Origin of the sequence: Ruminococcus sp. (genome assembly GCF_019417665.1) — a bacterium.
GTDB lineage: Bacteria > Bacillota > Clostridia > Oscillospirales > Ruminococcaceae > Ruminococcus_C.
The window spans coordinates 1-19,395 of the sequence record NZ_DXUU01000005.1; the positions used below are offsets into that span (position 1 = coordinate 1).

Here is a 19,395-nt window from a genome sequence, read left to right on the forward strand (position 1 = left end):
ATACTTTTTGTACACTTTCTGGCGAATTGTTGTATGGTTTACTTGACTTTTTACATTTATATTATCTGACCGGATTTTTTTTTGGGATAACAGCGTATATTCGGGCGTATACGCATAAACTCTGCGTTTCACTCTGAGTGACTTGCCTTTTCCTGCCTTTTGTTTCATAATAATTGTAAACATATTTTTGGTCGGTGCGCCTTACTGCGCAGAGGTATCTCAGGGCATCGGCTTCACAAAAAATTACATATCGATCGAATTAACTGAGAGTTTGATTGTCGGACGGGAAAGCCGTATGACAGGATAACTGTGTCCATTCGTATTGTATTTTTCGTCTGAGGAAAGGACGAAAAATGACCAGACATATCCCGACTATCAATGCTGTTGATGCTGACTCGATTCAGGATTATTCCTATGTACAGGCTGAAATGGGCGAAACATTCGGACAGGCACTTGCCAGATACATGAATGAATTGAAAATAGACACTGCATCACTTTCAGCTTCAACAGGTATCAGCAAAGCAAGCATTTATTATTACACAAAAAATAAACGCAGGATCAGTTTCAATCATATTGCTGCTATCTGTATTGCACTGCGTTTACCCCCACTCAGAAGCAGATATTTGTTTGCATTGGCACATTATCATCTTTCTGCACAATGCAAGAGAGATATGACAATCTGTAATTATATCTGCGGTTGTGCTTTCAATCCGTCATTTACACTTAAAGCATGTAATATTGAGCTGCAAGCAAAACATTTCAGACCGCTTACCGCATTATCTGCCTATAAAGAAAAGTGATGGTGCGGTGTAATGGGAAAATATCGCTATATCTGCTTTGGAGATGAAGTATCGGGAGAAATTGAAAGAGAGTATAACCGACTTTGCCGACAGGAGCAGTACCAGGAAGAAAAAGATGCTTCTCACGGAGTAGTTCGTCTTGACTATGATTCGTTACTGCAAGGAGTTGCTGACAGAACAAGCTATCCTGAATATCAGGAAAAACTCAAAGCTGAACAGCTGATGAGAGAAAGACTTGATATGCTGCCGATAGCTTTGGAGTGGCTGAAAGAAAAATATCCGAATGACTATGACCTGATCAATGCTTATTATTTTTCAGAGCGAAAAATCAATATGGTCTATCTTGCCGAAAAATATGGACTCACGCACCAGGCTCTCAGCAAAAAAATGTCAAAAGCAAGACAAAGGCTGAAAGAGTTCATCACTTTGTACGAAAAACAATAGTTGATATTATACATATCGACGATTTCAAAAAATATTTCTCTGAATTTTGGTTGAAAAACTCAAATTCCTCGGTTTATTTATAGAGGGGTTCATATTACCTGCGGCAGACAGGGATATGAATGAACTCTCATAAATATCCTCTCTCATAAATATTCTCTGGGTGTAGAAACAGTGCTGCCGTTTTGCCCGTTTCTCGGCAGTACTGTTTCACTAAGCTCAAATTGTTGTTATATCTGCCTCTCTTTCATTTATGTATGATTTTCTATCGGGAGATACTCCTTTGCGTAAGGGGTATCTGCCAATAGTACATCATTTAGGCATAAAAATAACCGACAGCGATGTATTATCTGCTGTTCTTTCGGGAACAGCTCGGTATCTTGAAAATTGAATATGAAACATCAACGCTATTTGTTTTCTTTTTCTTCTCCCTGAGAGGAAGGTTTGTATGAACAATTCGTCAAAAAACGCATACCGTACAATGTTTAAGCAATATCCCGATGTGGTAGATGTCAAACAGGTATGTGAGATGCTTAACCTAAGCCGTACAAAAGTTTATGAGCTTATTAAAAACGGAGAGATAAAGCGTATCCCATGTGGTCGTATTATCAAAGTTGCAAAGGTAACTGTAATAGATTTTGTTCTGCAAAGCGCACAATAAATGGGAAATTCCCCAGTGAAAAGTGCCGAAAAAAGTTAAAGCGGCTCGGTAGTCTTGCATTATATGTGGTTTCGCACTATAATATAGTTGTCAACAGTAGACTTCTACCGCTTTCAATTCAAGGAGGATATTAAAATGAAAGCAAGTCTGCCTTTTAAGTACATAACTGCCGTAAAGAATGGCAAATACTATGTTATTTTCGACTTCAAGGACGAAAACGGCAAGCGTAAGCGTAAGTGGGTGAAAACTGACCTGCTGGAGAAATGCTCAAAAAAAGCTCTGAATGCAAAGGTTGATGAAATTGCAGAGGAGTTCAGAAAGGCTTTCGGTGGAAACACAGACACCAGTTCCAATACTTCAGCGAACAATTCAGCAGATGCAAGTAATGCAAATCGTGAACTTGATAACTTCTTTTCTGTATGGCTGATTGCAATCAAGCCTAATGTGGCTTGTACAACACATCAGTGTTACAGCAGAATTTCAAAGAGATTTCTTAACTACATCAACGAGAAGTATCCGCATATCACGCTTGGGGAGATCACCTATACTCACATACAGGAATTTCTCAATTACAAGCTTGACCAGGGTATTAAGGGAAGTTCAGCAAAACAATATTATCTTGCATTGCACTCGGCATTTGCATATGCAGTGAAGATGGATATGCTTCTTATTCACCCAATGGATAAACTGACTGTACCGAGAGCTGAACGGCACGAAGCAACTTTTTACAATGTAGATGAGCTGAACAGTCTTTTCAAGGTGTTTGAAAATGACAAGCTGGAGCTTATTGTTCACATTGCTGCATACTATGGTCTGAGAAGATGTGAGATACTTGGTCTGAGATGGGATGCAATTGACTTCAAGAACAAAACACTCACAGTCCAGCGTAAAATTGTGAGCGACTATGACGAAAACGGCGAAGCAAAGCTCTTTGTTGAGAATCGCCTGAAAACCAACTCCACAAGAAGAACACTTCCGCTGATACCTCACATTGAAAAGATGCTTCTTGAAAAGAAAAAGACTGAGGAACATTGCAGAAAGATATGCGGTAAATCCTTTGATACGGAATTTGACGGATTCATCTGCCGCGACAATTTAGGATGCATGATCTCTCCGAATTATGTTACTCAGCATTTCCATTACATTATCAATAGAAATGGTATGAAGCATCTTCGCTTTCACGATCTGCGTCACTCATGTGCAAGCCTTTTGCTCGCAAACGATATTCCGATGAAAGCTATTCAGGAGTGGCTCGGACACTCAAATTTTTCGATTACAGCGAACCTTTATAGCCATCTGGAATATAACGCTAAGGTTACATCGGCTGAAACGATTGCAAGAGTTCTCGGCGGTGAAAACGGTAAGAAGTCGGATAACATTAAAATGAAAAATGATCCGCCTGTGGACACTGGTGAATCATTTGTATCAAGATTATAAAATATAATGCACAAAAAACGGAAGCAAGAAAAAGAAAATGAAAAATGAATGGTTTTGGTAGAAATTTTGGTAGAAAATCAGGCATTGCCTTAATTATATTGTCTACCAAAGACTTTATAAACCTTCGGATTTACCGTGAATAGCACAAATTCTAATGCAGTGAGTTAATATAATGTAATTGACCTTTTCAGCATTATATGCTATAATAAAGCGAACCAATTTCACCAAAGAAAGGAATCCATACATGTCACAGATACAATCATTTACTGCCACTCTGCGCAGTTCTATATCGCAGCAGATCCTCGGTAAGGAAGCAGTCATTGACAAGGTTCTTGCTGCACTGCTCTGCGGTGGTCATGTGCTCCTAAATGATATTCCCGGCACAGGAAAAACTACCCTGGCACGCACTCTTGCAAAATCCATGGATGCTGTATTTCACCGCATTCAGTTTACGCCGGATCTGCTGCCGTCCGATCTTATCGGCGTCAGCATTCCCGACCCGAAAACAGGGGCATTTCAATTTCAGAAAGGCTCTGTTTTTACTCAGATCCTGCTGGCAGATGAGATCAACCGTGCTACGCCCCGCACGCAGTCTGCACTATTGGAATGTATGGAAGAACGGCAAGTGACAGCAGATGGCGTGACTTATCCTCTGGAAGAACCGTTTTTTGTTATTGCTACGCAGAATCCTGTGGAGATGCAGGGAACATTTCCTCTGCCGGAAGCCCAGTTAGATCGATTTTTGCTTTGCCTGTCTCTGGGCTATCCCGACCGGGAACAGGAGTTGGCATTGCTGGCAAGAACAGTATTGCCAGAAACTAAGCCGGTAGTAACAGCAAAACAACTTTTGAATGCAAGGGCGGAACTGCGGCAGGTGACTGCATCTGCACCTATCCGGGAATATGTGGCAGATCTGGCACAGGCATCTCGGGAGCATGATCGGGTGCAGTTGGGGTTGAGCACACGTGGTATGCTGGCACTGCTGGAAGTGTCACGTGCTATGGCAGCCATTCATGGCAGAAGCTTTGTGACGCCGGATGATGTGAAAGAGATCGCAGTAGACTGCATGGCGCACCGCATGCCCGTGCGAGGCGGTGCATGGGACGAAAGCGGCATAGCTAGCCGGGAAATCGTTCGGGAACTGCTGGAAACCGTGCCTGTACCGAAGGAATCGTCATGGAACTGATTGCAGTGATTCTGTTGGTGCTGGCAGTGCTGTTCGGGGAGATCGCACTGTATCGCCGGTATGGTTTGGACGGTTTGTCCTATCATTGTTATTTTGATGCCAGTGAAGTGACAGAAGGAGAAACTCTGGAATTTACCGAGATCGTAGAAAATGACAAGACGTTGCCTGTTCCGTGGCTAAAAGCAGAGTTGACCGTACCACGCTGGCTAGACTTCCCGGAGTCCCATTGTGTTGTGACAGACCAGTCTCGTTTTGTCACCGGATTTTTCTCCGTGCGTGGACATGCGAAGGTTCGCCGTGTCTGGAAGATTCGTTGTGAAAAACGTGGGATCTATCAGGTAGAACATGTGGTGCTAGTGACATCGGATCTGCTGGGTGCTGTGCGGCTCTCCCTGCCTGCTAGTGAGACAGGTGGTACAGTGACAATTCTGCCTAGCCGATTTACAGAAGCTGGATTGTTGTTACCCCGGATGCTGCGACAGAGTTTCGGGGAACATCCGGTGTGGCACAGTTTCTGTTCGGATCCTTGTCTGCCTGCCGGTGTCCGGGGATATATCCCTGGTGATCCATTGAATCGGATGCATTGGAAAGCCTCTGCCCACGCCGGAACATTTCTGGTGCGGCAGGAAGAACGGACGGCACAGCAGACGGTTACGGTTTTGTTGGCGTTGGAAACAAATCCTGCGGATTCCGGCAGAATGACGCTGGATACGGAGCTGATGGAGCATACCATCCGAGTTTGTGCCCAGTGTCTGTGGGAATTGTGTCAGAATGGCTGGATGATGCGGCTTTGTGTGGGAGAAACTGACGGGGAGAAAGTGCCATACGAAACACGATACGGTGGCGGAAAGGGAATGTATCACCAAATGATGGAACTTCTGGCAGCATTGCAGCTGAAACGTATCCAGCCCATGTCCCAGCTTCTCCGACGGGGAACGTCCAGCCGAGAAGAATTGTCTCTATTGATCACGCCTTATACAGATGCACAAGTGGCAAGGTGGAAACGGAAAAGCACTGGTTTGGTGTTGGTAACAGGACATGCCCACGATGAAGCGCAGTGCGCAGATGCGGTCGTGTCCAATAGGAAGATGGAATAAACAAAAATTTATTCGGAATGATATAACAATTTTGAATCCATCGCCGTAGGCGATACCACCATTCCTAACTCCTCATTCCTAATTCATAAAAAAGAAGGTGTCAGGATGTCAAAAAAAATCTGGCTGCACTTCGGGCTGGTGACAGCGCTTGCAGCGGCAGTTTATCCGTTGACAGTACTGCTCAACTGTTGGGGCGGCAGGTCATATCTGCTTGCTGGAGGAATGACGGTAATTCTCACAGTACTGTCCTGGCTGGGAATGCTGCATATGCTTTTGCTTCGCCGGCAATACCGAAAAAAAACACGGATGGTGAATCTTAGCTTATGGGCAGTTTCAGCACTGCTTTTTGTGGGCAGCGTGATCTTTGCGCCCTATCCCACTGTTTTTCTGCGTGCATTGTATGGTATTGCGGCAGGTGGCTGCTATTTTGGTGCATCCCGGCTGCTGTTTCAGCCCATAGAACGCATTGCCCATCCTTATGTCTTTACTGGACTTTGTCTCTGGAATCTGTTTACAGGTTTGCTGATCCATTGGCGGGATGAAAGTGCATCTTTTCTGGTAACGGCAATCATTTTGGTGGTGAATGCAATGCTCTTTGCCTTGGTACATAATATGGATTCTCTGGAGCGAATGCTCCGCAGCAGAGGCGAAGGTGCATGGGAAATGCCCAAGGAGATTCAGCAGAGTAATGCTAAGCTTATGGCAGTGCTCTGCTCTTTGGGTATTGTACTGTTTTGCTGTTATCGTCCGCTTGCGAAGCTCATGGGCTGGCTATGGCGGCGGCTCTATACGGGTGTGTGGTATCTGCTGCGCTGGCTGTTGTCACTGGGGAGTTCCGACGCCGTATCCGAACTGTCGGAGGATACTTCGAAACAGCTGATACCTTTGGAACAGAACGGAGCATCCGACTGGATTCGATTGATTTTCGAAGCAGTTATTCTTGTGGGTCTGCTGGCACTGGTCATATGGAAACGCCGGGAGATCTGGCACGGACTGATACAATGCTGGTGCAGTCTGCGCCGTTGGATTGCCGCACAGCTGGGGAAAACTCGGCATATGCCACAGGAAGAAGATGGTGCTTACTGCGACTATGTGGAGGATCTCATAACCCAGGAAAAAGCTGCGGTGAAACCGGAACTGCCTCAGACACGCCGCCGCTGGAACCGTGTATACCGCCGTTATCTGTATATGCCCTCGGATGCAGCACGATATCGGCTTGGCTATGCACTAGTATTGGCACAATTGCCGGAGGAGATGGCGCTGCCGTCGGACAGTGCAGTGGAGATTCTGGAAAAACTGCGTCAGTTCGGACTGGCAGATTCCAGCTGGGAATTGGTGACAGAGGGGTATGACAATGTGCGCTATGGGGAAATTCAGCCGGATGGAACTGATTTTGCGGCATTGAATGAAATATTGCGCCAATTGCATAGCAAAGGGAACAGCAAAGTACTTCCATAAGATAAAATGACAAAAGCAGTCCTGTCAGGAAAACTTCACCTGACAGGGCTGCTTTCGTTTATTGAAAGAAAAATTTATACTTCTGTATCTTCCGTTTTTGTCACCTGAATACCCAGTACATCCAGACTTTCCTGATCTACCGCCGATGGACAGGCACTCATGAGTTCGCTTGCATTCTGTACCTTGGGAAATGCCACCACGTCACGCAGACTTTCTGCCTGGAGCATGACCATTGCCAAACGATCCAAGCCAATGCCCAAACCACCATGAGGCGGTGCACCATAGTGATACGCTTCTACCAGGAAACCAAACTTCGCTTCGATTTCCTCATCCGTCAGCCCCAGTGCCTGGAACATCTTCTCCTGCAATTCGTAATCGGTGATACGGATGGAACCGGAAGAAAGCTCCGTGCCGTTGAGTACCAGGTCGAACGCCTTAGCCGTTACCTTGCCCGGATCGCTGTCCAGATAGGGTAGACATTCATCCATAGGCATGGTGAACGGGTGATGCATTGCCACCCATGTCTGACTGTCCTCGTCCCATTCGAAGAACGGGAACTGGGTGATCCACAGGAAGTTGAACTGTCCCTCGGGAATCAACTCCAGTTTCTTTGCCAGTTCCAGACGAAGTGCACCCAGTACCGGCAGTGTCACCTTGTTCTTGTCTGCAACAACCAGTACCACGTCACCTTGTTCGCAGTTCAGATGAGACAAGATTTCCTCCAGCTTACCCTCCGGCAGGAATTTTGTAAAGGAACAGGTTGGTTTTTCGTCATTCCAACGGATATATGCCAGACCTTTTGCACCAATGCTCTTTGCCTTTTCTGTCAGCTTGTCGATTTCCTTTCGTGTCAGGATAGAAGCTGCATTTTTTGCCACGATCGCCCGGACGCTGCCGCCGGCTTCCAATGCCGAACGGAATACCATAAAGTCCACATCCTTGACAACCTCGGACAGATCCTGCAATTCCATGCCAAAACGAGTATCCGGCTTGTCTGAACCGTAGCGCTCCATGGCTTCCTGATAGGTCATACGAGGCAGGGGAGTAGGGATATCCATATCCAATACCTTTTTGAATAGATACTGTACAAAGCCCTCAGTCATCTGGAGAATATCTTCAACGTCTACAAAGGACATTTCCAGGTCGATCTGGGTGAATTCCGGCTGACGATCAGCACGCAGGTCCTCGTCACGGAAGCAGCGTGCGATCTGAATGTACCGATCCATGCCCGATACCATGAGCAGCTGCTTGTAGATCTGCGGCGACTGGGGCAGGGCATAGAATTTGCCGTTGTGTACACGGGACGGGATCAGATAGTCGCGGGCACCTTCCGGGGTAGACTTCATCATCATGGGTGTTTCGATCTCAATGAAATCGTTTGCATAGAAATATTCCCGTGCTGCCAGCGCAATTTTGTGACGCATCATAAGGTTATGCTGAAGCGGTGCACGGCGAAGATCCAGGTAGCGATATTTCAGACGGAGCTCCTCATTGACCTTTGTCTCATCTGTAATGGCAAAGGGCGGTGTCTGGGCTTTGGACAGAACCCGCAAATCATCTACGAGAATTTCGACTGCACCGGTTTTCATATCTGGATTGACGCTGGAACGCTCTGCCACAACACCTTTTGCCATGAGCACATATTCACTATGGCAGGAAGCTGCCTTTTCGAAAACAGCACGATCTGTCTGGTCATTGAACGCCAGCTGGACGATTCCTGTGCGGTCACGAAGATCAATGAAGATCAGGTTTCCGAGATTCCGGACTTTCTGGACAAAACCGCCAACAACTACAGTTTCTCCTGTTTTTGTCACTTCGCCGCAATAGCAAGTGCGGCGCAATTTTTTCATGAAATCCATTACAGTTGACACTCCTTTTCGAAATCCTCTACAATATCATGAAACATGAACTGCACGGCAATATCGTCAAATTTTTCCTCAAATGTTTCATCCAGTGCAATTTCTGTTTGTTCACCAGTCTGCATATTTTTTAACTTTGCTTTTCCGGTGTTCAGCTCGTTTTCGCCCAGTACCATGACAAAGGCTGCACCGATCTTGTTGGCATATTTCATCTGAGCCTTCAGTCCACGCTCCATCAGGTCATATTCCACCTGATAGCCGGACACACGCAGTGTCTGTCCCAACTGCATTGCTTTGGGAACGGCTGCTTCATCCATAGGCGCAATGTACAGATCACAGGTTTTCGGCTGCTCAAAGTCACAGCCCTGACTCTCCATGGTGAGGATCAGCCGTTCCAAACCCATGGCAAAGCCCATTGCCGGCGTAGGCTTTCCGCCCATTTGTTCGATCAGACCGTCATATCTGCCGCCGCCGCAGACCGTGCCCTGTGCACCAATGTCTGTGGTAATAAATTCAAATACGGTTTTCGTATAATAATCCAGACCACGGACAATTTTCGGATTAATCATGAAGTCAATATCCATGGCTCTCAGATATTCCTGAAGCTTTTCAAAATGTGCCTTGCAGTCATCGCAGAGATAATCCAGGATCAGCGGTGCATCTTTGCCAATTTCTGCACAAATCGGACTTTTACAATCCAGAAGCCGCATAGGATTCTTCTCCAAACGGGTCAGGCAAGTGTCACACAGCTCGTCTTTACGGGGAGTAAAGTATGCTCGCAGTGCCTTGTGATATTCCGCACGGCAAGTGGGACAGCCGATGGAGTTGATGTGCAGGGCGATATTTTTTAGTCCAGCATTGTCCAGGATGGTTTTTGCCAGCGCAATGATCTCTGCATCGGAAGTCGGTCCCTGACTTCCTGCCATTTCAATGCCGAACTGGTGGAATTCACGGAGTCTGCCTGCCTGGGGCCGTTCGTGGCGGAAGCAGGAGAGGATGTAATAGACTTTCTGGGGCAAAGCATCGTTCAGCATACCATTTTGGAGCATGGAACGAATGGTACCGGCAGTGCCCTCTGGTCGCAGTGTGAATTCCGTTTCTTTCGCTTTGACGGTATACATTTCTTTTTGTACCACATCGGTGGTCTCTCCTACAGAGCGCAGGAACAGATTGGTGTTCTCAAAGGTTGGAATGCGCACTTCATGAAACCCGAAGCTTTCTGCTGTTTCTCGTGCCAGACGTTCAACAGTGTACCATTTGTAGATTTGTTTTGGCGTCACATCCTCTGTGCCCAGCGGTCGTGTGATTTTATTTGCCATATTGTGAATAACCTCCTAAGAGCAAAATCCGCTGCATTGCCATGTGGCAGATTGCCGGACTGCAAAAAATTTCCCCTTCCGAAAAAGGGGAGAGAATCAAACGTGATGTACTGTATAAGTTTGTCATGGACTGTCTGATCAGATCGTCGGATTGCCAATTTCTCGCCAATCCAGATCGCCTCGCTCCAGTGCCATGATCAGTGCTTCTGCTGTTGCAATATTCGTTGCGACGGGAACATTGTGCACATCGCAGAGGCGCAGCAGGTTCATTTCGTTAGGCTCAGACGCTTTCCGATTAATAGGATCCCGGAAGAAGAGCAACACATCAATTTCATTACAAGAAATACGAGCTGCGATCTGCTGATCACCGCCTTGAGATCCGCTGAGATAGCGCTGAATCCGTAGTCCTGTTGCTTCTGCCACTTGTTTTCCAGTAGTGCCAGTTGCACAGAGGGTGTGCCGGGACAGGATGCCGCAATAAGCGATGCAAAATTGAATCATGAGTTCTTTTTTTGCGTCATGGGCAATCAAAGCAATTGTCATGTGAAATAATCAGTCCTTTCCATATTGTATATAAATTATCAAACGGAATACAATAAGATCCCGGAGTTGTTCTGTCATATTTTCCGGCAAAAATCTTCTATGCTTATTATACCACAAAATCCGGATTTGTCAAAGTATTTACGCCAGAAAATTATAAAATTGTGAAATATATGGTGCTTCCCACGATGTTCTTTATACAATTTGACGAAAAGCGTCATTGACCAGATGTGGTTGTTTCGGTTCCCGTTGAAGAACCGGTCATTTGTGTGGTGTCTGTCGTAACTGCGCCCACCGTATCCACAGAAATATTTTCACCCTTGACGGTTTTTTGATATGCCTGGATGATGGAACGGATCATGTACTTAGAATACTCGCCGCCCTCAATAACGCCTGCAAATGCGATCTCCGGATCATCTGCCGGCGCATAACCGATAAAGAAAGAATCTTGAGTTCGTCCGCTGACCTGGGGTGTACCAGTCTTGATGGCAACATCAAAGCCCAGATTTGACAGGGAGTACCGAGATGGGAAATTGTTTGTGGATGCAGCAATCATACCGTTTTCCACATATTGGAATACACTGTCATTTAACGGCTGGATTTGTTCTGCAATTATCGGTTCGATTTCTTCCAGACAGGTGGTATGGTTATAGTCCCAGATACTGTCCACCAGATGGGGCTGATGGCGTGTACCGTTATTGGCAATGGTGCATGCAACATTCGCCATTTGCAGGGGTGTCACAGCCCATTCACCCTGACCGATAGCGCTTTGCAGAACCTGTCCTACGGTCCAGTCTGCACCAAGTTCTGCAAAGGATTCCGGGTTAGAGAGATGACCGGCTTTATCGCCGGTTTCCAGACCAGTGGATTGTCCCAGCCCAAACTTTGTGGCATAGTCTGAGATACGGTCAATGGTTAGTTCTTCTGAAAGCTTATAGAAGAAGATATTACAGGACACCTGAAGGGCACGTGTAATGGAAATATCACCGTGATAGCCGGTACAATTATAGTCATGATCTTTGAAGTGATAAATGTGTCCGCAATTATAGGTAGAAGTGCCGCTAATAATACCCTCGTTGAGTCCGGCAGTTGCGGTGATCGTTTTAAACGTCGAACCAGGACGATACAGACCGTCAGTGGCACGATTCACCAAAGGCTTGTTCTCCGCATTATCTGCATTAAGAACAGAATTATAATCGGTCATGTAGTCTTCTAGATCATAGGTCGGCGCTGTTACCATGCCTAGCACGCCGCTGTCCTTGGCATTCAGCACCACAATAGCGCCGCATTCCACCTTGTCGAGATCCTTTGTTTTTTCATCCCGAAGATTGTCAAAATTGGCGATAAAATCGTCAAGGATCTTCTGCAATTCTCGCTGAAAATCGCTGTTCACAGTGAGCTGTACGGTGCTTCCGGCGGTTACTGGTGTAGTGATCTCAGAGGAGATGACCTGGCCATTCTGTACGGTGATCTCTTTGATGCCGTCGCTGCCTCGAAGGGTACTTTCCATAGCACGTTCAATGCCGCTTTTGCCCACCGTATCGTCCAGATCGTAACCTTCTTCTTTCAGTGTTTCATATTCTTCTGCATAAATTGGTCCCACCGTGCCGATTTCGTGGGTAACAATATCGCCCTGTGCTACAGAGCGGATCGCCTCTTCCACAATATCCATGCCCCGGAGTGTAACGCCTCGTTCTTTCAATTCCGTCACAGTTTCTATGGAGACATCCTTTGCCAGTGTAAATCGATTGCTGAGAGAAAATCCCCGCAGCTGCATTTCGTAACGGATGCCGGCAAGTGTGCGCTGTTGCTCCGGCGTGTAGGAATCGTCAATGTCATATTCCTTCATGAGTTGATACATGCAGTCTTCTGCGGTGGCATAAACATTCATGTTCAGATTTTCTTTGAGCTTTTCCACCGCATCCTCGTCGTTAGTAAAGGTATAGGGCTGCGTCTCTGAAACAGGCAGTGAAGTACTCCATTCTTCCCCGTTTTCATCCAGAATTTCCGTCAGCGACAGAAGAATATGGTTCCCTTCAGTATTATCCTCTGGAAAGGTGTCCGGTTCAATAATGACGTTGTAACCGACTTTGTTTTCTATGATCGAATTTCCCTCAGAGTCCACAATTTCACCCCGTGTGGCGCTGATGGTCTGGGTATATTTCTGCGTAGAAACGTTTTTTGCAGTATAAGTTTCACTTTCTACAATCTGAATTTTCATAAGCCGCCAGGCACAAAGGCAGCAGGAAACCAATACCAATAGACTGGCAAGAGAAAGCTTGACATAACTGGATGCGGTACGTTTCATAATGTGGATCTCCTTTCTGAATGAGATAGGGTGATAGGGTCAATACAGATCAGGTCGTTTCCTCCAGCGGTTTCACCTTTTTTTCAATGGTACGTCGTCGTTTTGGCAGTAGGAACCGATGGATCAATGCAAAAATGGGATAGCATACAGCACCACTGATGGTGGTATATAATAGGCACGGCAGGGAATGGTGCACGTAGAGATAGGACACGTTTTCATATCCCCAGATGGCATATTGAAATACAAAATCAAAGCCGGTCACAAGGAATGCTGCCATAAATGTGAAAAACACCATGTTCAGGAAACGCTGCTGTAGAAGACGATCGTAGAACAATGAGGTCGCCATGCAGAGAAGAAAGAGCAGAATACCGTGATATCCAAGGAGTGAGCCTGTGGAAATATCCATGAGCAGACCACACAGGATGCCGATGCCGCCGGCAATAAACATGCTTGATACGGATGAAATACATAGTGCCACGGGAATCAGAAGCAATGGCTTTATGGTATCACCGCTGTTTGCCGTTACAAAAGCAAGAAAAATGCAGAGAAAATAGAGCACCCAGCGGATGGTATTGCGTACTTTTGGGTGTTTTGGCCTTTTTGAAATAGGAAGAAAAGGTTTAGTTCGCCGCATTTTGCTGCTCCTTTCCGGCAAAATCGGTGACAACAATGACATTGGACAGGTTCTCTAGATCTATGGATGGACGGATCACGGCACAATAGCTCAGACCGCTTTCCATAGGCTCAATGGATTCTACAGAACCAATCGGGTAGCCCTGGGGGAAAATTCCTACAGAATTGGAAGTGATGACCAGGTCGCCTTTTTCCAAAGTGGTGTCCTTTTCCAGATAGATCATCCGGCAGCGATAGGACGAGGAAAGGGTAATATCCCCCTCTACAATACCGGATTCCGACTTCCCGGAGACTTCTGCGCCGATGGAAAGATTGGGCGAACAGATGGTCTCCACAGTGGCATAGGTTTCGGAAATCTCGGAAATAATGCCTACAAGCCCTTCCGCCGTTACCACTGGATCATACACGGATAGCCCGTCTTCACTGCCTTTGTCAATGTAAAAGGCGTGAAACGGGTCGTTTTCTACATATCCAATAATGGTGCAGGGATCAGAGAGCACAAAGTCCTCGTGATCTTCTTTGACACCCATGAAACCCTCCAAATCAGTCAGTTCCTGTTGGGTCTTATGGTAGTCCACCAGTTGATATTCCAGTTCAGCCACACGCTGACGTAATTCCTCGTTTTCCTGTTGGTATTCCTTAGATCGGGTAAAGGCGTCTAGCGTATTTTCCACACTGTCTGAGATCCGGTTTGAAACAGAGCGGATGGGATTGCAGATCTTCCCGATGAAACCGGTGGTGGGCAGGGTATAACCGTCTTGTGTGACGGCATAGAGCATCATGCCGATCAGCAGGGCAATGATGCAGAGAATAATGCGAAATTTTTTGCTGCGGAAAAAACCGCCCATGAGTGAAGCCTCCTATGTGTTCGTCAGACAGCAGTGTTTCTCTTATTTTGTGAGAAAACGTGCAGTACTTGATTTTTCCGCCGGTCAGGCAAATCGGGATTCATCTGAGAGTGCGTCCCGATATTTGTCCAGATTTTCCAAGATCTTTCCGGTGCCCTCTGCCACGCAGTCCAGGGGATACTCTGCAATATAAACGGGCATACCGGTTTCTTTATGGATCAGCTGATCCAACCCACGCAGAAGTGCACCGCCGCCAGTCAGCGTAATGCCATGGTCAATGATGTCTGCCGCCAGTTCCGGTGGTGTCTGCTCCAGGGTATAGCGTATTGCGTCTACAATATGGGAAAGTGGTTCGGACAGTGCTTCTCGAACTTCTTTAGAACTGATATTTATATTCTCTGGCAGACCGCTCATGAGGTTGCGTCCTTTGATCTGCATCACTTCGTCACGGTCAACGGGATATGCCGAGCCGATCTGGATCTTGATGCTCTCAGCAGTTCGCTCGCCAATGAGCAGATTGTAGCGTTTTTTAATATAGTTGATAATAGCAGTGTCAAATTCATCTCCGGCACAGCGGACGCTTTTCGAGACAACGATGCCGCCCAATGCAATAACAGCAACCTCGCTTGTACCGCCGCCGATGTCCACTACCATGCAGCCCGTAGGTTCTGTCGTAGGAAGTCCAGCACCGATCGCAGCCGCCATAGGCTCTTCCACAATCATGACAGGCCGAGCACCCGCATGATCTGCGGCATCCCGTACTGCACGGCGCTCTACGGCAGTGACGCCGGAGGGAATACATATGATGACACGTGCCCGGGAGAACATTTTCCCTCGCATGGCCTTGCGGATGAATTCCTGCAATAAAATGGTGGTGGTGTCAAAATCTGCAATGACACCATCCTTGAGAGGGCGCACTGCTACAATAGAACCAGGGGTGCGTCCGATGACGTCCTTAGCTTCTTTTCCTACATATTTTGCCCGGTCTGTGTGGGTATTTACCGCTACAACAGAGGGTTCTCGTATAATAATACCCTTGCCGCACAGATAGACGAGGGTATTTGCTGTTCCTAAATCAATGCCGATATCTTTTGTAAACATGTTATGTGCTCCTTTGGGTGCAGAAACATTTTTCATTCTGAACCGTATGGTAAAAAACAAGATGAACCATCCATAGAGAATAGAACACTGCTGCCGAAAGCGGTGCAGTGTGTCCGGAAGTATGTTTCGTCCGGTATGATTCCATTATACCACGAATTTTATAGGTTGACAATCGTTTTTTCGGGAATTTTCTGTAGAATCAAAATTTAGTATATTTGTAAAAAATAGGTGAAAAGCAAATGGAAAAATTACAGCATATTATATAAACAGACTAAAGTGCCTTTTCGGCTCATATTATTTTTTTCCGATCAGCGAATTGATTTTCGGTGCTGTAAAGATAGCGACAATGGTCAGGATTAGTTGCGCAATATTGAATTTGGACTGAAAACCGAAGGTAACATCTGCAATATACCAGTTCCAGTCACGGGTATCAATATGTAGAGGCGGTGCGTAATCCAGCCAACTCAGCGGTGCAATCTCAGCGCAGAGATTTCCAATGACACCGCCCAGTACCAGTGCCACCACAATGCTGGCAATATAAACAAGGATCTTTTTCATGTGTATCGTATGTATTCCGTTTGGGATACAGTCTCCTTTCTTTTCAATTGGTATGTCAGGACAGCCCGCTTGCGCCGAAGCCGCTTGCACCGCGTGTAGTTTCGTTCAGTTCCGATACTTCATGAAGTTCTGGTGTCAGAATGGGAAGTACCACCAGCTGAGCAATACGCATACCCTGTTCCACAGTGAACGGTTCTTTTCCATGGTTGATCAGGGGCACCAGCAGTTCACCGCGATAATCGCTGTCTACTAATCCTACACTGTTTGCAAGTGTAATGCCGTGTTTTGTGGACAAGCCGGAACGTGGGAAAATACAAAGTGCCACATCCGGACGGGACGGTGCAACGGCAATGCCTGTAGGGATCTTGCAGATATCTCCGGGCTGAATGGTAACGGACACATCCGGCAGCGCATACAGATCGTAGCCGGCGCTGTCCGCTGTGGCACGTCTTGGAAGCTGTGCATCCGGACGCAGCCGCTGAATAGATAGATACATATGAAATTCCTCCTGTGTTTTTACCAATTTGAGCATGCTCAGACAAGTGCCTGCGGCAACACCGCGCAAAGACCGCCTGACGGCTTTGCACGTCATATGTTTGCATATTTTCCGTCATATTTCACAAAAATGCTCGTGAATACATAAAGTATTCACTCCGCTTTTTGCTTCATCTGACGAAAAATCTGACTGCACATCTGACGTACAATCTTTGTGCGGTATTGCCCTGAATATCTTTTTACTCGACGCCGCGATAAAACAAGCCGCGTGTGATTGGTTCTGTTGCTATGCTGCGGTTTTCATAGGCACGCAGGATAGACAGCGGATCAGGTTGAAGCGTACAGTCCAGCAGCAGGAATGCCGCATGTGAAAGGGCATCCGCCTTGTCTGCCATCCAGGTGGGAACGGCATTGTACATGGTTGTGATACCGGCGTTTTTGTTGCAATATATGGGAAATTGCCGTCCCGTGCGGTCTGTGAGGCAGTGATTGCAGCTTTTACATCCAACTTCTGCCTGAATGGGACAATTTCGCATGGTCATCACCGGCTGATACCCGTAGGCATAAACACCAATGGGCATTCCCGTACAACCTCGTGTCTGTGCTAGAGTGAGTTCTGGTGATAGGATCGTATCCACAAGACTCTGGTATTTTAGAAAGTTCAGACAGTATCGGTTTGCAGCGTTCAGTCCCAGACCGCCGTGGAGAAAAAATCCCAGGGATGTTCCCATACGCAAATGAGCTGGGTTTTCGCAGACCAGATGGGAAAATCCCAACGCTGCGGCATGTTCCAGCCATTGCAGCACTTTTTTTTCATCGGCGCAGAATCGGGGGAGTGTCAGGAAAATCCGATTTCTCAGCTGTTCCGGAATGGCATCCGTTACGGCATATGTCGGGAGCAGCAGTGCTTCTGTCGAAGAATCCTGCAAAAGCTGTTTCGCCTGTTCTGTCCAGCCGGAAATCTGTATGCGATAGAAAGGCAATGCCGAACTTGCTGGTTGTTCCGGAATGGGCGGTATATTGCAAAGGGTGTATTTGGGTGTATTTGCAGTAATGCGCATTGCATCCAGTTTTGCAGTACAGTCACGGCGCAGTGCATTCAGGGCAGATGCCGGGAGTATACTCACGCCGTCGCAGTCAGCAGTCAGATGCTCCAGGAAGTAAATGGTACCGCCGAGTTTTCCCAACTGGCGTTCCAATTGTGCTGTATCTGTCGGTTTGTTCTGTGCTTTTTGCGGTATATCGCCGGAAACAGTAACTGTATTTCCGTCCGTATCCCGGACAGTCAGCTGTACTGGCAAATTTTCTTCCAGCGAAACATACATGGTCAAGGGAACACGCCCTACAGGCTTTTGGTAAAGCTGCTTCAGCTTCGGGAGTACTTCTTTTGCACGAAGTACATCTTCTTTCTGGCGTGTGCCGAACATATCCCGGCGCTTTCCGGTATAATATCCATCTGTAAAGCCACTGCGGGAAAACACTGCACGCAGTGTTTCCAGATCTGGTTCTATACCGTCCCGAGCCTGTACCAGGGCGGTGACAGCGACGGCAACATATTCCGGGCGCTTGCATCTACCCTCAATTTTCAGCGAAGCCACGCCATTCTCTGCCATCTGCGCCACATAGGGTACGAGACAGAGGTCTTTTAAGGAAAGGGCACAGCTGTCAGTTTTCCCTGCTGCCGAAAAGGGGAGACGGCATGCCTGGGCGCAGCGTCCCCGATTGGCGCTTCGTGAGCCAATGACCGCAGACAAACCGCACTGACCGGATACACTCATGCAAAGAGCACCATGGACAAATTGTTCCACTTCAATGCCACATTGACAGATTGCAGCAATTTCCTGTCGGGATAGTTCCCTGGAAACAACCACACGGGTCAGTCCCTGTTCTTTTGCCCAGCGTGCGCCTTCCGGGGTGTGAATGGTCATCTGAGTGGAAGCATGTATAGGCGCATCCGGTACTGCTCGGCGAATGCAGTCCAGCACACCGAGATCCTGCACCAAAAAGGCATCCACGCCGCAGGCAGCTGCTTCCTTAATATATTGTGTCAGTGCAGGAAATTCCTCGTCCAATATCAATGTATTGACCGTCAGGTAAAGCTTTGCGCCATAGAGATGGCAGAGGCGAGCTGCTTCTTCCAATTGGGGCAGGTCAAAATTTTCCGCATTCTGCCGGGCAGAAAAGGCTTTTCCGCCTACATAGACCGCATCTGCACCGCACCGAAGTGCTGCCAACAGGGATTCCGGTGCACCTGCGGGAGCAAGTATTTCGGGTGTCCTCATTTGACGTTTTTCTCACGCAGTTCCCGTTCCAGTTCGGCAACCCTGGAGCGAAGCGCTGCTACTTCCTGTAAAGCAGCATCCCGTTCCAGACGTGTCTTTCCGGCTTCGTCCACATATTCTTTGGACTGGTCACGGAGACTGTCCAACTTAGCATTTGCTTTGTTCAGATCATCCAGGGTAGCCAGACCAACCATAATAGCGGCGGTAAAGGGTGAAGCGCTGCTGTTGGAATCAGTAATTTCTGTGATACGGGATTCCAGCGTCCGTGCCAGCCCGAAAACGTAGTTAGAAGATTCTGCGGTTTGCAGAGTGAAGTCTTTGCCGCAGATGACTACTTTCACTTTATTTGACATAGCGTTAAGTTCCTTTCAG

The 19,395-nt window shown here is 47.1% G+C and carries 18 protein-coding genes; 7 read left to right on the forward strand and 11 right to left on the reverse strand.

Features of this window, described 5'->3' with window-relative positions; genetic code table 11:
- The first annotated feature begins 353 nt into the window (after positions 1-353).
- From QZ375_RS02335 to QZ375_RS02365, 7 genes are all read left to right on the forward strand, one after another.
- Entirely contained in the window at positions 354-800 is a 447-nt protein-coding gene (locus tag QZ375_RS02335) for a helix-turn-helix transcriptional regulator (RefSeq protein WP_295214649.1), read from the forward strand.
- Positions 801-812: 12 nt separating this feature from the next.
- On the forward strand, positions 813-1,244 hold the full coding sequence (locus QZ375_RS02340) for a hypothetical protein (RefSeq protein WP_295214652.1): 432 nt from the start codon (positions 813-815) through the stop codon (positions 1,242-1,244).
- 445 nt (positions 1,245-1,689) lie between these two features.
- Positions 1,690-1,902: a helix-turn-helix domain-containing protein gene (locus tag QZ375_RS02345; protein WP_295214655.1), complete on the forward strand. Its 213-nt coding sequence runs from the start codon at positions 1,690-1,692 to the stop codon at positions 1,900-1,902.
- Between the two features lie 135 nt (positions 1,903-2,037).
- A complete protein-coding gene (locus QZ375_RS02350; RefSeq protein WP_295214658.1) occupies positions 2,038-3,339 on the forward strand; it encodes a site-specific integrase in 1,302 nt (433 codons plus the stop codon).
- Between the two features lie 244 nt (positions 3,340-3,583).
- Positions 3,584-4,525: a MoxR family ATPase gene (locus QZ375_RS02355; RefSeq protein WP_295214661.1), complete on the forward strand. Its 942-nt coding sequence runs from the start codon at positions 3,584-3,586 to the stop codon at positions 4,523-4,525.
- Positions 4,516-5,622 carry a DUF58 domain-containing protein gene (locus QZ375_RS02360; RefSeq protein WP_295214664.1) on the forward strand — a complete coding sequence of 369 codons (1,107 nt, stop codon included), beginning with the start codon at positions 4,516-4,518 and terminating at the stop codon, positions 5,620-5,622. The genes QZ375_RS02355 and QZ375_RS02360 overlap by 10 nt, the downstream gene beginning before the upstream one ends.
- A 105-nt stretch (positions 5,623-5,727) precedes the next feature.
- Positions 5,728-7,080: a hypothetical protein gene (locus QZ375_RS02365; protein ID WP_295214668.1), complete on the forward strand. Its 1,353-nt coding sequence runs from the start codon at positions 5,728-5,730 to the stop codon at positions 7,078-7,080.
- 74 nt (positions 7,081-7,154) lie between these two features.
- Here the strand turns inward: QZ375_RS02365 and aspS are convergent, their stop codons facing one another.
- The 11 genes from aspS to QZ375_RS02420 all read right to left on the reverse strand — a co-directional run bounded on the left by aspS (position 7,155) and on the right by QZ375_RS02420 (position 19,376).
- A complete protein-coding gene (gene aspS / locus QZ375_RS02370) occupies positions 7,155-8,930 on the reverse strand; it encodes an aspartate--tRNA ligase (RefSeq protein WP_295214931.1) in 1,776 nt (591 codons plus the stop codon).
- Between the two features lie 8 nt (positions 8,931-8,938).
- On the reverse strand, positions 8,939-10,258 hold the full coding sequence (gene hisS / locus QZ375_RS02375; RefSeq protein ID WP_295214671.1) for a histidine--tRNA ligase: 1,320 nt from the start codon (positions 10,256-10,258) through the stop codon (positions 8,939-8,941).
- Between the two features lie 138 nt (positions 10,259-10,396).
- Positions 10,397-10,801 (reverse strand): methylglyoxal synthase, encoded by a 405-nt coding sequence (gene mgsA, locus QZ375_RS02380; RefSeq protein ID WP_046437154.1) that lies wholly within the window; start codon positions 10,799-10,801, stop codon positions 10,397-10,399.
- Positions 10,802-11,015: 214 nt separating this feature from the next.
- Positions 11,016-13,106 (reverse strand): penicillin-binding transpeptidase domain-containing protein, encoded by a 2,091-nt coding sequence (locus QZ375_RS02385; protein ID WP_295214676.1) that lies wholly within the window; start codon positions 13,104-13,106, stop codon positions 11,016-11,018.
- Between the two features lie 49 nt (positions 13,107-13,155).
- A complete protein-coding gene (gene mreD / locus QZ375_RS02390; protein WP_295214680.1) occupies positions 13,156-13,740 on the reverse strand; it encodes a rod shape-determining protein MreD in 585 nt (194 codons plus the stop codon).
- A complete protein-coding gene (mreC, locus tag QZ375_RS02395; RefSeq protein ID WP_295214684.1) occupies positions 13,727-14,587 on the reverse strand; it encodes a rod shape-determining protein MreC in 861 nt (286 codons plus the stop codon). Before mreC ends, mreD begins: the two co-directional genes overlap by 14 nt.
- Before the next feature lie 84 nt (positions 14,588-14,671).
- On the reverse strand, positions 14,672-15,688 hold the full coding sequence (locus QZ375_RS02400) for a rod shape-determining protein (protein WP_295214687.1): 1,017 nt from the start codon (positions 15,686-15,688) through the stop codon (positions 14,672-14,674).
- 294 nt (positions 15,689-15,982) lie between these two features.
- Positions 15,983-16,246 carry a DUF4321 domain-containing protein gene (locus QZ375_RS02405; protein ID WP_295214690.1) on the reverse strand — a complete coding sequence of 88 codons (264 nt, stop codon included), beginning with the start codon at positions 16,244-16,246 and terminating at the stop codon, positions 15,983-15,985.
- Positions 16,247-16,301: 55 nt separating this feature from the next.
- Positions 16,302-16,742 carry a dUTP diphosphatase gene (gene dut / locus QZ375_RS02410; protein ID WP_295214692.1) on the reverse strand — a complete coding sequence of 147 codons (441 nt, stop codon included), beginning with the start codon at positions 16,740-16,742 and terminating at the stop codon, positions 16,302-16,304.
- A gap of 238 nt (positions 16,743-16,980) precedes the next feature.
- Positions 16,981-19,023: a U32 family peptidase gene (locus QZ375_RS02415; protein ID WP_295214695.1), complete on the reverse strand. Its 2,043-nt coding sequence runs from the start codon at positions 19,021-19,023 to the stop codon at positions 16,981-16,983.
- Positions 19,020-19,376, reverse strand: a complete 357-nt coding sequence (locus QZ375_RS02420; protein ID WP_295214698.1) for a cell division protein ZapA — start codon at positions 19,374-19,376, stop codon at positions 19,020-19,022. Before QZ375_RS02420 ends, QZ375_RS02415 begins: the two co-directional genes overlap by 4 nt.
- Positions 19,377-19,395: the final 19 nt, after the last annotated feature.

Excerpts from the sequence above, each read along its gene's own strand:
- QZ375_RS02335 (WP_295214649.1), top strand. The coding sequence starts at position 354 with ATGACCAGACATATCCCGACTATCAATGCTGTTGATGCTGACTCGATT.
- QZ375_RS02340 (WP_295214652.1), top strand. The coding sequence starts at position 813 with ATGGGAAAATATCGCTATATCTGCTTTGGAGATGAAGTATCGGGAGAA.
- QZ375_RS02345 (WP_295214655.1), top strand. The coding sequence starts at position 1,690 with ATGAACAATTCGTCAAAAAACGCATACCGTACAATGTTTAAGCAATAT.
- QZ375_RS02350 (WP_295214658.1), top strand. The coding sequence starts at position 2,038 with ATGAAAGCAAGTCTGCCTTTTAAGTACATAACTGCCGTAAAGAATGGC.
- QZ375_RS02355 (WP_295214661.1), top strand. The coding sequence starts at position 3,584 with ATGTCACAGATACAATCATTTACTGCCACTCTGCGCAGTTCTATATCG.
- QZ375_RS02360 (WP_295214664.1), top strand. The coding sequence starts at position 4,516 with ATGGAACTGATTGCAGTGATTCTGTTGGTGCTGGCAGTGCTGTTCGGG.
- QZ375_RS02365 (WP_295214668.1), top strand. The coding sequence starts at position 5,728 with ATGTCAAAAAAAATCTGGCTGCACTTCGGGCTGGTGACAGCGCTTGCA.
- aspS (WP_295214931.1), bottom strand. The coding sequence starts at position 8,930 with ATGAAAAAATTGCGCCGCACTTGCTATTGCGGCGAAGTGACAAAAACA.
- hisS (WP_295214671.1), bottom strand. The coding sequence starts at position 10,258 with ATGGCAAATAAAATCACACGACCGCTGGGCACAGAGGATGTGACGCCA.
- mgsA (WP_046437154.1), bottom strand. The coding sequence starts at position 10,801 with ATGACAATTGCTTTGATTGCCCATGACGCAAAAAAAGAACTCATGATT.
- QZ375_RS02385 (WP_295214676.1), bottom strand. The coding sequence starts at position 13,106 with ATGAAACGTACCGCATCCAGTTATGTCAAGCTTTCTCTTGCCAGTCTA.
- mreD (WP_295214680.1), bottom strand. The coding sequence starts at position 13,740 with ATGCGGCGAACTAAACCTTTTCTTCCTATTTCAAAAAGGCCAAAACAC.
- mreC (WP_295214684.1), bottom strand. The coding sequence starts at position 14,587 with ATGGGCGGTTTTTTCCGCAGCAAAAAATTTCGCATTATTCTCTGCATC.
- QZ375_RS02400 (WP_295214687.1), bottom strand. The coding sequence starts at position 15,688 with ATGTTTACAAAAGATATCGGCATTGATTTAGGAACAGCAAATACCCTC.
- QZ375_RS02405 (WP_295214690.1), bottom strand. The coding sequence starts at position 16,246 with ATGAAAAAGATCCTTGTTTATATTGCCAGCATTGTGGTGGCACTGGTA.
- dut (WP_295214692.1), bottom strand. The coding sequence starts at position 16,742 with ATGTATCTATCTATTCAGCGGCTGCGTCCGGATGCACAGCTTCCAAGA.
- QZ375_RS02415 (WP_295214695.1), bottom strand. The coding sequence starts at position 19,023 with ATGAGGACACCCGAAATACTTGCTCCCGCAGGTGCACCGGAATCCCTG.
- QZ375_RS02420 (WP_295214698.1), bottom strand. The coding sequence starts at position 19,376 with ATGTCAAATAAAGTGAAAGTAGTCATCTGCGGCAAAGACTTCACTCTG.